14 protein-coding genes and 1 pseudogene are annotated in these 13,656 nt (G+C 65.0%); 6 read left to right on the top strand and 9 right to left on the bottom strand.

Annotation, left to right across the window (positions count from 1 at the left end; genetic code table 11):
* Nucleotides 1-195 precede the first annotated feature (195 nt).
* Genes OQ789_RS15980 through OQ789_RS15970 form a run of 3 tightly spaced genes read left to right on the top strand, consistent with a single transcriptional unit; the run spans nucleotide 196 to nucleotide 2,521 of the window.
* Nucleotides 196-693: an oxidoreductase gene (locus tag OQ789_RS15980; RefSeq protein ID WP_324686965.1), complete on the top strand. Its 498-nt coding sequence runs from the start codon at nucleotides 196-198 to the stop codon at nucleotides 691-693.
* 12 nt (nucleotides 694-705) lie between these two features.
* Nucleotides 706-2,196 (top strand): molybdopterin-dependent oxidoreductase, encoded by a 1,491-nt coding sequence (locus OQ789_RS15975; protein ID WP_324686964.1) that lies wholly within the window; start codon nucleotides 706-708, stop codon nucleotides 2,194-2,196.
* 1 nt (nucleotide 2,197) lies between these two features.
* On the top strand, nucleotides 2,198-2,521 hold the full coding sequence (locus OQ789_RS15970; RefSeq protein WP_324686962.1) for a hypothetical protein: 324 nt from the start codon (nucleotides 2,198-2,200) through the stop codon (nucleotides 2,519-2,521).
* Here the strand turns inward: OQ789_RS15970 and OQ789_RS15965 are convergent.
* The 3 genes from OQ789_RS15965 to OQ789_RS15955 form a co-directional block, all read right to left on the bottom strand.
* On the bottom strand, nucleotides 2,469-2,849 hold the full coding sequence (locus OQ789_RS15965) for a hypothetical protein (protein WP_324686961.1): 381 nt from the start codon (nucleotides 2,847-2,849) through the stop codon (nucleotides 2,469-2,471). The genes OQ789_RS15970 and OQ789_RS15965 overlap by 53 nt on opposite strands.
* 93 nt (nucleotides 2,850-2,942) lie before the next feature.
* The gene (locus OQ789_RS15960; protein ID WP_324686960.1) at nucleotides 2,943-4,148 is read right to left on the bottom strand and encodes an amidohydrolase family protein; all 1,206 of its coding nucleotides are present in this window, start codon (nucleotides 4,146-4,148) and stop codon (nucleotides 2,943-2,945) included.
* 91 nt (nucleotides 4,149-4,239) lie between these two features.
* A complete protein-coding gene (locus OQ789_RS15955) occupies nucleotides 4,240-5,271 on the bottom strand; it encodes a hotdog fold thioesterase (RefSeq protein WP_324686959.1) in 1,032 nt (343 codons plus the stop codon).
* Nucleotides 5,272-5,546: 275 nt separating this feature from the next.
* Between OQ789_RS15955 and OQ789_RS15950 the strand changes: the two genes are divergently transcribed.
* The 3 genes from OQ789_RS15950 (at nucleotide 5,547) to OQ789_RS26015 (ending at nucleotide 7,037) form a co-directional block, all read left to right on the top strand.
* Nucleotides 5,547-6,113: a hypothetical protein gene (locus tag OQ789_RS15950; RefSeq protein WP_324686958.1), complete on the top strand. Its 567-nt coding sequence runs from the start codon at nucleotides 5,547-5,549 to the stop codon at nucleotides 6,111-6,113.
* Nucleotides 6,110-6,583 (top strand): nuclear transport factor 2 family protein, encoded by a 474-nt coding sequence (locus OQ789_RS15945; protein ID WP_324686957.1) that lies wholly within the window; start codon nucleotides 6,110-6,112, stop codon nucleotides 6,581-6,583. Before OQ789_RS15950 ends, OQ789_RS15945 begins: the two co-directional genes overlap by 4 nt.
* 100 nt (nucleotides 6,584-6,683) lie before the next feature.
* Nucleotides 6,684-7,037 (top strand): SRPBCC family protein, encoded by a 354-nt coding sequence (locus tag OQ789_RS26015; protein WP_420716129.1) that lies wholly within the window; start codon nucleotides 6,684-6,686, stop codon nucleotides 7,035-7,037.
* Nucleotides 7,038-7,060: 23 nt separating this feature from the next.
* On the opposite strand, the pseudogene OQ789_RS15940 reads toward OQ789_RS26015, so the two are convergent.
* From OQ789_RS15940 to OQ789_RS15915, 6 genes and pseudogenes are all read right to left on the bottom strand, one after another.
* Nucleotides 7,061-8,204 (bottom strand): annotated as a pseudogene (locus OQ789_RS15940) (IS3 family transposase).
* Between the two features lie 237 nt (nucleotides 8,205-8,441).
* Nucleotides 8,442-8,900, bottom strand: coding sequence for a DUF2834 domain-containing protein (locus OQ789_RS15935; protein ID WP_324686955.1), 459 nt, complete (start codon nucleotides 8,898-8,900; stop codon nucleotides 8,442-8,444).
* Nucleotides 8,901-8,977: 77 nt separating this feature from the next.
* Nucleotides 8,978-10,474 carry a class I adenylate-forming enzyme family protein gene (locus OQ789_RS15930; RefSeq protein WP_324686953.1) on the bottom strand — a complete coding sequence of 499 codons (1,497 nt, stop codon included), beginning with the start codon at nucleotides 10,472-10,474 and terminating at the stop codon, nucleotides 8,978-8,980.
* Entirely contained in the window at nucleotides 10,471-11,406 is a 936-nt protein-coding gene (locus OQ789_RS15925; protein WP_324686952.1) for an acyl-CoA dehydrogenase family protein, read from the bottom strand. The genes OQ789_RS15930 and OQ789_RS15925 overlap by 4 nt, the downstream gene beginning before the upstream one ends.
* The gene (locus OQ789_RS15920; RefSeq protein WP_324686950.1) at nucleotides 11,403-12,560 is read right to left on the bottom strand and encodes an acyl-CoA dehydrogenase family protein; all 1,158 of its coding nucleotides are present in this window, start codon (nucleotides 12,558-12,560) and stop codon (nucleotides 11,403-11,405) included. Before OQ789_RS15920 ends, OQ789_RS15925 begins: the two co-directional genes overlap by 4 nt.
* Nucleotides 12,557-13,654, bottom strand: a complete 1,098-nt coding sequence (locus OQ789_RS15915) for an acyl-CoA dehydrogenase family protein (protein ID WP_324687098.1) — start codon at nucleotides 13,652-13,654, stop codon at nucleotides 12,557-12,559. Before OQ789_RS15915 ends, OQ789_RS15920 begins: the two co-directional genes overlap by 4 nt.
* Between the last annotated feature and the right edge of the window lie 2 nt (nucleotides 13,655-13,656).

Genomic DNA, 13,656 nt, shown 5'->3' with positions numbered 1-13,656 from the left:
AATGGGCTGACCTATTTGCACACGTAGTTGTTCAGATTAGCAATCGTTGTCGCATACGTAATGCCACGGTTTGATGCCGGGCTCGTCGATTGTCGGCGAATTCGCTGACAACTTAAATTGACGACTGCGAAAATCGCGATTTGCTGAACCGATTGCGGCCCGTTTGTGAACGCGGGGCGCGGGTACCTCGCAGCCGTGGCCGATCTTGTGGCGCGAAGCGCGGGGGCGCTCTGGCGGCGTCTCTGGTCATCACCGCTACTCACGTTGCACGGTTGGGTGGCGTTCAACCTGCCGCGTACGGTGACCGCGCTGGGCGCGGCGCTGCTGACCGGGCTGGTCGCCGTGCACGTCTCCGTGTTGATCACCGGGTCAAACCTGGCCCGGTATTTCGCGGCCTATGTGCTGGTGCTGGCAGCCGTGTGCCTGGTCGCGGGTGCGCTGATGGTAGGCAGCAAACCTGCGGTGGCCCAAGCGGGTTGGTGTCTCGGCAGCGCGGCCTGTGCGGCCTTCCTCGCCTTGTACGTGGCCACCCGCTGGGTCAGCCTGCCCGGGCTGGGCGCGGTGACCGCCCGATGGGACTTCGCGCCCGGAACATTCGGGATGGCTTGCGCGGCGGGATTTCTCGCCGTGCACGCGACCGTACTGTCGGGCATCAACGTGGCGTACCCACAACTCCGGCAGTGGCATGACTGACGGAGCACGGGCATGACACCTCTGGACTATCCGGCGTGGCTGCGCATCGACCATTGGCTGAACGTCTTGTTCGTGACGCTGATTCTTCGCAGTGGTCTCGAGATTCTGGCCACCCACCCGAAGTTGTACTGGCACGACGACAGCAAGCCGGGCACGGAGTGGGCGCGCTTCACCCGAAAGGTGATGCCGCGCGACAGGATCTACGACACCCTCGACGAGGAGGAGGACTACAGCCCCTTCATCTCGTTGCCGGGCCGCGCGCAGCTCGGGCTGGGCCGCCACTGGCACTTCTTCGTGGTGATCGGCTGGATTCTGCTGGGCCTGTCGTACTACATCCTGTTGTTCGCGACCGGCCAGTGGCATCGGTACTGGCCGGCCTCCTGGTCGATCTTTTCCGAAGCCTGGGACGGCATCGTCACCTACCTGACGTTGAAGTTGCCGCCGGTGCTGCCCGGCGAGCCGCTGGACGCCATGCAGAAGCTGACCTATGCCGGCGTCATCTTTGTCCTTGCGCCATTTCAGATCCTGACCGGGGCCGCCCAGTCCCCAGCGGTCGAGGCCCGGTTCCCCTGGTACGTCCGAATGTGGGGCGGCCGGCAGTGGGCCCGAAGCCTGCATTTCCTGGGGCTGCTCGCGTTCCTGGTCTTCATCGTGATTCATCTGTCGATGGTCTTCTTCTGGGGCTGGGGCCGGCTCACCGCGACCATGATCTTCGGTTCCGCCCGGAATACGTACTGGGCGACCACAATCTCGCTCCTGATCATCGCGGCGATCGTCGCCGTCCACGTCGCGGCGACGATCTGGAGTCTGCGCAGCCCACGGTCGGTGCAGCGCGTACTGGGCGCGGTGGTCACCGCGGCTCGCCTGTTGCTGTTGCGCCCGCTGAACTCACGGCAGAATTATTCGACGAGCAGAATCTCCAAGCAGCACCGGATCAACGGAAAGCCGCCCACCAGCACGGAATACAAAGTGATGGCGGTGCACAATTTCGTGGACTGGCGGCTGCGGGTCGGCGGGTTGGTGGAAAACCCGGTGACCCTGGACCTTCGTGCGCTGCGAGCGCTGGCCGAGTCCGAAACGCAATGCGTGATGCACAATTGCGTCCAGGGCTGGACGAGCATCGGCCAATGGACCGGAGTTCATCTGCGTCAGCTCGTGGACTTGGTGCGGCCGCTGCCGCAGGCGCGCTACATCTGCTTTTTGACCATGCAGGACAACAGCACCGACGAGCCGGCGTCGCACGGCGGGGGCCAGTTCTACGAGGTGCTCGACCTCGAGTTCGCGGATAAGCCGCAGACCCTGCTCGCCTATGAGATGAACGGCGCGCCACTGCCGATCCAACACGGTGCGCCCTTGCGCCTGCGGGTGGAAACCCAGGTGGGTTTCAAGATGGCCAAATGGGTCAACCAGATCGAATTCGTCGAGGACTACGCCGGGATCGGCATGGGTACGGGCGGCTGGCGCGAGGATCGCGTGTACTACGACAAGGACGTAGAAATCTGAGATGAGCGAACGGGTGGCCGGCGGAGTCGGGGTACGGGCCGAGCTGATCGGCTTGGACACGGTGGCGCGGCATCGCGTCCTCGAGCAGATCGCGGCGAAGGGCGGACACTGCGAGTCCTGCGGCGCAATGGATTTCGTTGTCGGGGCGGCCTTCTACCTGGGTTACCTATTTTTGAATGAGGACTCCGACGCGTACATGGTCGCGCTGACCTGCCGCAATCCCGACTGCCTCAAACCTCGGACCGCGATCAGATTGCGCGACACCGACTTTCTCACCTACGCCCGAGGCGACGCAGCCCCTTCCGGGCACGACGCCCCCCGCTAGCCTGGTCGCCCATCGGTCCCGGAAGCTTCGGCCGGGCCAGGTCGAATCGTTCTATCAGAGGCGACAATTCGCGTAGCTGGTCGCACAGCGACTGAAACCGGCGCTGATCGTCGTCGCCGAGTTGCCCCCGCGCATCGTAATGGACCATCCGTGGCAGCCGTCCCGCGAGCGTGGTGCCCCACCTGATGCTCAGGTCATAGATCTCTTCGACGTCGACGTCGACGTCGCCGCGCCGACCGAGCCTGCGCAGCGCTTCGATCTGTTCGGTGATTAACGCGACGTCGTCATCGATGCTGACCGGCGTCCCGTCGTGGGCTGCCACGCTCATCTGCCCTCCATCCGCTGGACCACTCGCCGAAGGTCATGTCGACGAGTACCCTCCGGCTGGCCGGCCATTCCTGGCCGGCGCGGGTCTAGGCGATCAGGCGGAGACCGGCTTCTTCGCCGGGGCGGAGACCTTCATGAGCTTCATCAAGTTGCCGCCCATGATCTTGGCGATGTCGGATTCGGAGAAGTCGGTGAGCTCGTCGACGAAGCTGATCGGGTCCTTCAGGCCCTCCGGGTGCGGCCAGTCGGAGCCGAACAGCACCCGGTCGGTGCCGACCATGTTGACGATCTCGGTGAACCGGTCCTCCCAGAACGGGGTGATGTAGACGCAGCGCTTGAACGCCTCGATCGGGTCCTCAAGGAAGGACTGCGGCATCTTCTTGTAGACGCCCTTGAGGCCCTTGAACAGATCCGGCACCCAGTCGGCGCCGTTCTCGATGGACAGGATCCGCAGCTCGGGGTTGCGCGACAGTGCGCCGTGGCACACCAGAGCACCCATCGCGTCCAGGATGGGCCGATGGCCCATCGCGAAGCTGCGGAATGGGGTCGGCTTGAACGGCAGAAACTCGTCGCCCGGCTCCCAGACGTTCGCGAATTCGGAGTAGCCACTGTCCGAGGCGTGCATCGACACCGGGATCTCGGCCTTGATGCAGGCCTGCCAGAACGGGTCGAACTCCTCGAGCCCGAACGAGCGGCTGCCCTTGAAACCGGGGACGGGGGCCGGGCGAACCAGCACGGTGCGCGCGCCGCGCTCGAGACACCATTCGAGCTCTTCGAGCGCGCGCTCGACGATCGGCAGGGTGATCACGGGCGTGGCGAAGATGCGGTCCTGGTAGTTGAACGACCACTGCTCGTGCATCCACTCGTTGAGCGCGTGGATGACGTCGTGGGTCATCTCCGGGTCGTCCTTCATGCGCTCCTCGACCAGGCTGGCCAGCGTCGGGAACATCAGCGCGTAGTCGATCCCGAGCTCGTCCATCACCTCGAGGCGCGCGCCCGGCTCGCGGAAGGCGGGGATCGCCTTCATCGGCTCGCCGAGAATCTCGCGATAGCTCTTGCCTTGCGCGCCGTTGCGGAAGTAGTCCTCCTGGGCGCCGGGCCTGGCGACCTTCTCGAAAGTCGGGTTGGGGATGTACTCGCTGATGTGGCCGCGCACAACGATTTTGGTGCGACCGCGGACCTGCACGTAGTCGATGACGTTCTTGCGGTTGTCCGGGAGGTACTTGGTCAGCGCCTCCTGCGGCTCGTACATGTGGTTGTCGGCGTCGAACACGGGGAAGGAAAGTTCGCGAGAGGGCATGGTGATCTCCTTGAAACAGGCTGGATTCTCACGGCGTGGTAACGACGTTACCACTTTCGCGTAATCATGCATACCGGGTTTGCGCCCCCGCTCAGGCGTCCGGCCAGCTGGGGAGCTTGGGTGTGGTTCCCTCGATCACGGCGAAGTTCACGGTCGCCGTCGCCAGGAGCTCGTCGTATCCGTCGCCGAAGATGTCGATCTGCATCACCATCGCCCGCCGGCCGGAACGCAGCATCCGGGGCACCGCGAACGCCGCGCCCTGCCGGACCGGCCGCAGGTATCGGACGAATAGGTCCGCGGTGGTCATCGTGGTGCCAGGCTGCAGATAATCCAGCCCGAAATGGCCGCCCGCCACGTCGACGAGCGTGGCGATCAGGCCGCCCTGCAGCGCGCCGGAGGTGTTGACGACCGCGGGACTGACCGGCATGGTCATAGCGAATTCGCCATTGCGGGAGCTGGGGCGCATGCCGATCTGGCTGAACAGCTCCGCCAGCGACGGTGCGGCCGATTTTTCTTCGCTGTCGCGAATGCCGAGGGCGCGGATGCAGAAGTCGTAGAGCTGGCCGACATCGACCGGCGTTCCGTTCAATTCCGAACCGAGCCAATGCAATCGCTGCGCACCCATCATCGACTGCATGACGACGGCGGCCGTTGCGCCGATGTCCAGGGCGGGGTTGAAGACACCCTCGGTGATGCCCTGCCCGACGATGTCGCGAATGAGGCCGTGCAGGGAAGAGAGCACCCGGGCGTATTCGCGGGGCCGGGTCTCGGCGAGGTGCTGGTTGTAGAGGGTGAGTGCCCGGTTGAGGCTGTCCTGGGTGCTCGAATCCGGTTGCTGGCTGAGCCGATCGATCAGCAATTTCAGCGCCGAGGTGCTGTCCAGTCCGGCGATCTCGGCGCGCCAGGCCTGCACCGATTGGGCGATGGTCCGATCGAACAGTGCCAGCAGCAGTTCGTCCTTGCTGCTGAAGTGTTGGTAGAAGGCGCGCAGCGACGTCTTGGAGCGCGCGACGATCTCCTGCACGGTGAAGTCGGTGCGCCCGGTCTCGCCCAGTATCGCTACGGCCGTCTTGATGAAGCGGTCGCCGCGGGTGATCTCCACGTCTTCGCTCGGGTTGGCCATGAGCGATCGGTCCCCTTCCGTCGCGCGCCGTATGCGCTACGAGAATGAGGTTACCGCGCGCGGTGGGGCCTCAGGGCCCTGCGGGGGTCTCCGCTCGGGTGCGCCGCGCTCGCCCGGTGATTTCGGCTGTTTCTCGAAGGCCGCTTAATGGCGATTTATGAGTCGTCTATTAACCGCACAGCAAAGCTACCCGGCGTCTCGCGGGTGATGTAGAGAGCGCTCTGCTTGCGCAACGGCTCAATAGGTGGTGCAGCATGTCAACGACCGCTAATGCGTTGCCCGACGACGTCGCTCAGGATCCTGCCTCAACCGGTCCTATTCCGCTGCGCGAACGGCGACGCGACTGGTTTTTCGTCGCAATGTTCGCGATGTTTGCGTCGACGTCGTTTCTGACCGACCCGGTGACGCTGGTTGGTCGCCCGGACCCAAACTCGCGGTGGTTCATGTCGCGCTTCGTCTACCATTCCGGGACCGATTCTCTGATTTTGGTGGACCCACGCTTCGTCCAGGTCATGGTCGGTACGTCCGCGGTGCTGTTCGGCGTCTTCTACCTGGTGTTGATCTATGCGTTTGTGCGAGGGCGCGAGTGGATTCGACTCCCGGCAGTCTTTTACGCGGGAATGGTCGTCATGGGCACGGGCGTGTACCTGGCCGTTGGGCTCTTGGGCGATGCACCGCTGTTTCACCTGGCATGCGGGCCGGGGTCGGCCTATGACTACAAATTCGTCGACGCCGCAAAATCTCTCGCCTACAACCTGCCTTACCCGTTGGTGGCTCTGCTGCTGGTGGCGCGAGTGTGGCGAGAACATCCGTTCAGCCGGGGCGAATGGACGAAACGATGAGTGCCGAGGAGATCGTTCGGGCCGCGACCACCGGACATGGGTCCGGGCCGTACCGAGAGGCGATTAAAATGGGCAATTCACCAGAGTCGACGGTACGCAATTTTCTTGCGAGTTTTACGAGCCGAAATGTCGATGACTTGGTCGCCTACTTCAGCGACGATGCAGTGTTCATCGACGGGCCGCGAGGAGTGCACCGCGGCAGAGATGCCATCAGGTCCGAATTCGACGCCGAGCTTTCCATGGGGTTCGAGAGCATCGAAATCGACGTGAACTCGCTGGTGGCCGACGGCGGCACGGTGATGATGGAAGGGGTCGAAAACTACATCATCGGCGGCAAACCCTTCTTCATGGAGACCATAGGGGCCTTCGACATCAACGCCGACGGCCTGATAACCCGCTGGCGTTATTCCTACGATTTGCATCAGATCATGAACCAGATCGAGGCCGCGGGCTTAAACGTTCCTACGTGAGAACGCCTAATCGGTTCACCGGGGATCATGACCCGTGGTCAGGAAGGGCTGATCTCCGTGGAAATGAAACCACCGGAAGACCGGCAACCCCACGGTCCAAATTCACGTCGAGCGCGCTATTGCCACTTCGCCGGATAGGGTCTTCAACTGGCTGGCCAACCCAGCCAACTTCGCGTCCCCCTTGGCGTCACAGTTCGGCTTCAAGGCCGGTTATGTAGAAAGGTCGGACCCCCACGTCGGCGCGGTAAGGGAGGTCGAGGGATTCGGTAACACCTGGTTTCGCGAGGAGATCACCGCTTACGATTTCCCATTGAGCTACTCCTACCGCGTGATTCGCGCCGTCCCCACTATCGACCACGAGGGCGGCACCATGTCTTTCAGTCCCTCAGCGGACGGCACGCGCGTTGACTGGTCGTCCTGGCGAGTCCCCGTTACTGAGTCCACCCGGTTCTAGAGTCGGGTTGGTTTGATCCGTTCTCAGGTGATGCTGCAGGCCACGGGGGTGTGGGTGCAGCTGCAGACCGCAGCGTACTCGGCGGGCGTCTTGTAGCCCAGTGCTGAGTGGCGGTGTCGGTGGTTGTGTTCGGACTTGAAGTCGCCGATGACCACGCGGGCCTCGAACAGGGTGTTCCAGTGGTTGCGGTTGAGGCACTCCTTTCGTAGGCGGTTGTTGAATGATTCGATGTAGCCGTTGTCCCACGGGCAGCCCGGCGGGATGTACACCATGCCGGTCTTGTTCTCGCAGAACCGTTGCAGCACTTGGGAAACCATCTCCGGTCCGTTGTCCATCCGCAGCACTTTCGGCGGACCGCCGGCGGCGGCGAAGGCCTTCTCCAACTCAAACACCAAGCGCTCACCGGTGATCGACCCTCCACCACATGCAGCAGTGACAGGCGGGTGTGTTCGTCGATCATCGAGGCGATCTTGATGGCCTTGCCGTCGATGGTGGAGTCGAACTGGAAGTCGAGCGCCCACACCACGTTCGGGGCATCAGCCTCCACCGGTGGGACCGAGGAGATCCCGGCCCGCTTGCGGGGGCTGTGCACCCGGACCTGAAGGCCCTCCTCGCGCCACAGCCGGTGGACTTTCTTCTTGTTGACCTCACTGCGCTCGTCGTAGCGCAACGCCGCCCACGCACGCCGGAACCCATGACACGGGTTCTTCTTGGCGTAGGAACGCAGCCAGGCCCGCATCTCGGCGTCGGGATCATCAGGGGTCTGCCCCAGTGGCAGGCGGCGGTAGGTGGAGCGGGCCAGCCCAACGGCCTTGCACGCCAACCGTTCCGACATGCTCAACGTGTCTTTGAGCATGTCCACGGCGCGGCGTTTGGCAGCTGGGCTCAGAATTTTCCCTTCGCGACCTCCCGCAGCGCATCCTTCTCGAGTTCGGCCTCGGCCAACAACCGCTTGAGGCGGGCGTTCTGCTCGCGCAGCTCCTTGAGTTCCTTGGCGGCGTCGGTGTCCATCCCGCCGTAGGTGCGCCGCCAGTTGTACAGCGTCGCCGCCGACACGCCCAGTTCGGCAGCGATCTCCTCACCGGTCTTGCCCTCAGCAGCCAGCTCATCCGCGCGGCGCAGCTTGCGCACGATGTCCTCCGCGGAATGCCGCTTACGACCAGCCATGTGTTTCATCGTCCCTTCCGGCCCGACCTCGGGCCACAGGACTCTAAAACCTCCCGGTCTCAATCACGGGGAACACGCCAGTCCACCTTCACCTATCCGGCCCGCTCGGGCGGCAAGGTGATGGAAGCGGTGAGCTCGCGGCTCATCCGTCGAAGCTTCCTCAAGATCCTCGCCAGATGTGCGAAGGCATTAGAAGCCCCGTGACAGTGAGTCGCCGAAAGACATTGTGAGGTAACTTCAGCCCACGTCGACCCAGCTAGTCAGGGCCAGAGCCCCAGCGCCGGACACGGTCAATAGGATCGCATCGAAAGGACGGAGACGCGGAGGTTCTGCAGCGCCGATCCGAATCTCCCGAGCGATGAGGAAGAGCGGAACCGTCACACTGATGGCGACGAAGACTCCGGCGACAATGTAAAGCCAGACGAATCGCACTCCATACTTCCTGGCTTCGACAACCATGAGAATGACGACGGACATGCTGAGCATCAGCGCATCGGCGGTGATGTTGCGCGAGGCGGGATTGACCTTGGTGTCTTGCCAGAAGGTGCCGAAGAAGGCGGTGCCGCTGTGTGTGTAAGCGACGGTTTGGCTCCATGTCGCAACAAGCGCCAGGAGCGCAATCAGCGCGTACACCGCGCACAACACTTTGCGAGCGAGGGGCATCGATGCGGGTTGAACCGTCTCGGTCGTTGTCATGAACACACGCTAGGGGAACGCCAACCCTGGCTGGTGGGATTCCGAATGGACGGCACCGCCTCGGACAGGCGTCGCGCCTAACCGCCGCGGGCTTCGATCATCGCCGAACGGTTGACCTTGGTGGCGGCGGTACGGGGAATGGCGTCGACGAACTCGACGGTCTTGGGGGCCTTATAGGGCGCCAGCCGACCCTTCGCGTATTCGATGACCTGCTCTTCGGTCAGCGGCACGCCCTGCGCTGCTTGAATCACCGCATGCACCCGTCGTCCCCACTGCTTGTCGGCCAGCCCGATGACCACCACATCGGCGATGCCGGGGTGGCCGGCCAGCGCGGACTCGACTTCGGCCGGATAGACGTTGGCGCCGCCGGTGATGATCATGTCGACGCGGCGGTCGACGATGTAGAGGAAGCCGTCCTCGTCCAGATGGCCGATGTCGCCGGCGGTGCGGAAGCCGTCCTCGGTCGACGGCAGCGGCGGGGCCCCGCCCAGGTAGCGATAGCCGGCGCTCATCGGCGCCCGCAGGTAGACGTCGCCGTCTTCGCCGGGTCCCAGTGGTCGTTTGTTCGCGTCCAGAATGCGGATCTCGGTGTCTCGGAAACCGCGGCCCACGCTGCCCGGGTGGGCGAGCCACTCGTCGCCGCGTAACGCGGTGAGCCCGAGGTTTTCGGTCATGCCGTATGCCGTCACTATCTGCTCGGGGCTGAGCAGTTCGAACCAGGTGTGCAGCAGCGACGGCGGCATCACCGCGGCGCCCTGCAGGATGAAGACGATGCTGGACAGGTCCCGCTGCCGCACGTCGGGGCGCGCCGCGATGCGCGCCAGCATCGTGGGCGTCGCGGTGAAGTTGGTGATCCGAAATCGCTCGATGACATCCAAAACCAATGCAGCATCGAACTTTTCGAGGATGACCAGGTGGTCGCCGCCCAGCATCATCAAGAAGGTGGCGAAGCCGTTGGTGTGATACATCGGCGCGGGGACCATGATGGTCTGCGGCTGGGCCACCGGTGTCCAGTTCGCCAGGAACGGTTCGCCCTGATCCGGGATCCACAGCGACGGCGCCAGGTTGAGGATCACCTTGGGCACGCCGGTGGACCCGCTGCTGCAGATGCCGTTGGCGGTGGGGGAGATGGCGACCGGCAGCGCGTCGCCGGACTCGCGGGCCGCGCGGGAGTCGAGCTCCCATCGGCTCTGTTCGTCGACGACGACGGCAGGGTCGATGACCGCCCGTACCCGCTCGCGCTCCCATTCGGGTAGATCCCAGTGCATGGGGACGGGGACCGCGCCGATCTTCCAACACCCCAGCGTCGCCAGCACCAGATGGTGTGAGTTCGGAATGGCCAGTGCGACATAGGAACCCGTCTGAACGCCGGTGGCTGCCAGCGTCCGGCCCCACTGGTTGGCCCGGGCATCGAGTTCGCCGAAGGTCAGCGAGGTCGCGTTGCCGTCGAGCGCGACAGTCGTGACGGCCGGATCGTCGCGCCGTTCTTCGGCCAGCTGTCGCAGTTTGATTCCGAAGGGGATTCCGTCGTCAAACGGACTGGGCGTCACCGCGGCAGCGGGGGATTCGGTCACGCCGAGACCGGGTCGCTGAACAGCGTCTCGAATGAGCCGTCGGCCACGCAGGGGACCAGACGCAGGGCGAGTTCCTCGGTGCCCAGCGGCAACCGCATCACCGGTTGGGTGTGCCGATCGAGCACGCTGACGTCGGACTCGTCGCAGAAGCCCAGGGCTCCGAGCAACTGGTGCGACGAGCGCATCAGCTGCCGCGCCGTGTCGGCGGCCCTGAGTCGCAGAATCAGGGCGTCGGCCGAATGGATCTGCGCCGGAGTCGATTCGGGGCGACAGATGGTGTACTTCGCGAGCTCGTGCAATCCGCGGACCGCGACGGCCGCATCCGCCACGGCGAACCTGACGGCCTGAAAGTCCGCGAGCGGCTTGCCGAACTGGATCCGGGTGCGCACATGCCCGGTGACAATCCGCAACGACTGCTGCACCGCTCCCAGAATCCGCCATGATCCCAGCACGAGATGAAGATTAACGTCGGCGGCGGGCACGGTTCCCTCGGGCGCGCTCAAGGTGGCCGGGACCAAAAAGGGCCCCAGCTTGGCGCCGGTCCGCGTGGCCGGCCGCGGCCAGTACCGATTCCCGTCCAAATCCGCCGCCACCCAATCGCCGGCCAGATCGCCGTGGTCGATGCGCGGGGCCTCCGGATTGACAAGCGCCAGGCGCGCGCCATCGATCGCCAGCAGTTCCTCCACCAGGGGGTAGGGCAGCACGGTGGCGCCTGCGGCCTGACACAGCACCGCCGCGGCCAGCAGGTCATCTGCGGACGAGCGCACGTCGAGGTCGAAGGCGCCGACATCGTTCAGCGCGGCGCGCGCCGCATCCCGGACGGCGTCGTCGGTCTCGGCGCGCAGCGCGGCCGGCGGTCCGCCCAATCGGGTGAGCCGCTTGCCCGCGACGGCGGCGAAGTCGCTGATGTCTTGTGGTAGATCGGTTTTCACCTGTGTTCTCCCAACACGTCCCGTGCCACCAGCATGCGCTGCACCTCGATGGTGCCCGATGCGACGGTTGCCGCTTGCGCGTAACGCCAGTGGTCTTCGATGGCCCCGTGCAGCGCCGCGGAGGTTCCGCTGTCCAGCGCCACCGGTCCCAGCACGTCGAACAGCAACTCGGCGACGAGTTGGTCGCACGTGGTGGTGATGATGCGCGCGGCGCTGGCGGCCGCCCCCGCCGCCGCGTCGTCCTGCAGTGACACGGCGCGATAGGCCAGCAGTCGGGCGACCCGCAGGTCGACGAGTGCGCGCACCCACCGGGTGCGGATCGATTCGGGCAATTGATCCCAGTCGTCGCCGAGTTGAGCGCGCATCCTTTCCAGCAGCGATTCGCAGCGCGCGTAGCGCGCGATGCCGACGCGCTCGAAGGCCAGCGCTTCGCGCATCACCCGCCAGCCGTCGCCGACCTCGCCGAGCACATCGCCGGGGAACGCCTGCACGTCGTCGAGGAACATCTCGTTGAGGTGGTGCGGCCCCAGCATCGACGGGATCGGTCGCACGGTGAAGCCGGTCCGGTCCATCGGAATCAGAAACAGCGTGAGTCGCTTGTGTTTCGGGGCCTCGGGACCCGTGCACGCCGCCAGGACGCACCAGGATGCCATCAGCGCGTATGACGTCCACACCTTCTGGCCGGTGATGCGCCACCCGTCGCCGTCGGCGACAGCGCGGGTGCGCAACGAGACCAGGTCGGTTCCGGCCTCCGGCTCGGAAAATCCCTGACACCAGATCACATCACCGGCCGCGATCGCGGCCAGGTGCTTGGCCTTCTGCTCGGCCGTCCCGTAGCGCATCAGCGCGGGCCCGACCCAGTTGATGCCCATGTACTGCGGGCCGCGCGGCTCGTGCTGGGCCCACATCTCCTCGCGCAGCACCGTCTGCTGCCAGACCGAACCACCGCCGCCGCCATGCTCTTTCGGCCACGCCAGCGCCAGCAGCCCCTCGGTCGCCAGCAACTTGCAGAACGTCTCGGTGGTGGCGAGGTCTTGCGGATTCTCGGTGCAGGCACCCAGAAAGTCGGCCGGGATGTGGTTGGCGACGAGCTTGCGCAGATGGCTGCGCAGTTGCCCGGCATCCTCGCCGAGGTTGTAATCCATTGTCGTCATCCCTTCGGCAGCCCGAGCAGCCGCTCGGCGATGATGTTGCGCTGAACCTCTGACGTTCCGCCATAGATCGTCGCGGCCAACGCGTCCTGGCGTTCGAACAGCAGATCCGGATCGGCGGCCGAATCAGGCCCCGCAGCGGCCGCACTTATTTCCCAAACACGTTGCAGGGTAATCGATCCCAGCAGCTTCATGGTATCGGCTTCGGGGCTGGGCCGGCCCGCAAGCTCGTTGGCCAGGGCGCGATATCCGGTGGCGCGCAACGCTTCAGCGTCGGCCAGCAGTGAACCGAGTTCGGCATACACGTCCTGGCTCGAGTCCGCGGCGCCGGCGTCACGCACCGAGTCGAGTCCGCGGTTGATCTCGACCCAGTTCATGATCCAGATCATCTGACGTTCGTGGTGCAGCGACGACAGCGCGACGTTCCAGCCGCCGTTGAGTGGCCCCAGCAGATTGTCGGCGGGCACCTCGACGTCGTCGAGGAAGACCTCGCAGAACGTCTCGTCGGAAATCGACGCCATCCTGATGGGCTCGATTCTCACCCCGGGTGAATGCAGATCGAGGATGAGGCAGGAGATGCCGCGGTGTTTCGGGGCGTCGGGATCCGTGCGGGCGTAGAGGGTGCACCACCGCGACTCATGCGCCTGGGTGGTCCAGATCTTGTGACCGTTGACCCGGAATACGTCGCCGTCGCGGTGCGCTCTGGTGCGCAGGCCGGCGAAGTCCGAACCCGCCTCGGGCTCGGACATGCCCAGTGCCCACCACTCGTCGCCGCGCAGCAGCGGAACGAGCAGGCGCTCGATCTGGGCCGGCGTGCCGAACTGGCGAATGCCGGGGGCGGCGACCCCGGGGCCGGCGATGTTGGGCAGCTTGGGCGCGGACCGCAGCGCCGCCTCGATCCGCACTTCCATGGCGTCGCGCAAGCCCAGCGATCGGCCGCCGTGCTCGCGGGGCCAGGTCGGCTGCAGCCATCCGGCCTCGAAGCAGGCCCGCTGGTAGTCGCGTCGCAGCGCCAGGTCCCAGCGGTATTGCCGATAGTTCGCGCAGTAGTCGTCCGGCAGGAACTCCGCCAGCCACGCGCTGAATTCCGCCACCAGGG

Origin of the sequence: Mycobacterium sp. 94-17 (assembly GCF_035617725.1) — a bacterium.
GTDB lineage: Bacteria > Actinomycetota > Actinomycetes > Mycobacteriales > Mycobacteriaceae > Mycobacterium.
Note: the sequence above shows the minus strand (reverse complement) of the source record. Positions and strands in the feature narration are given on the sequence as shown.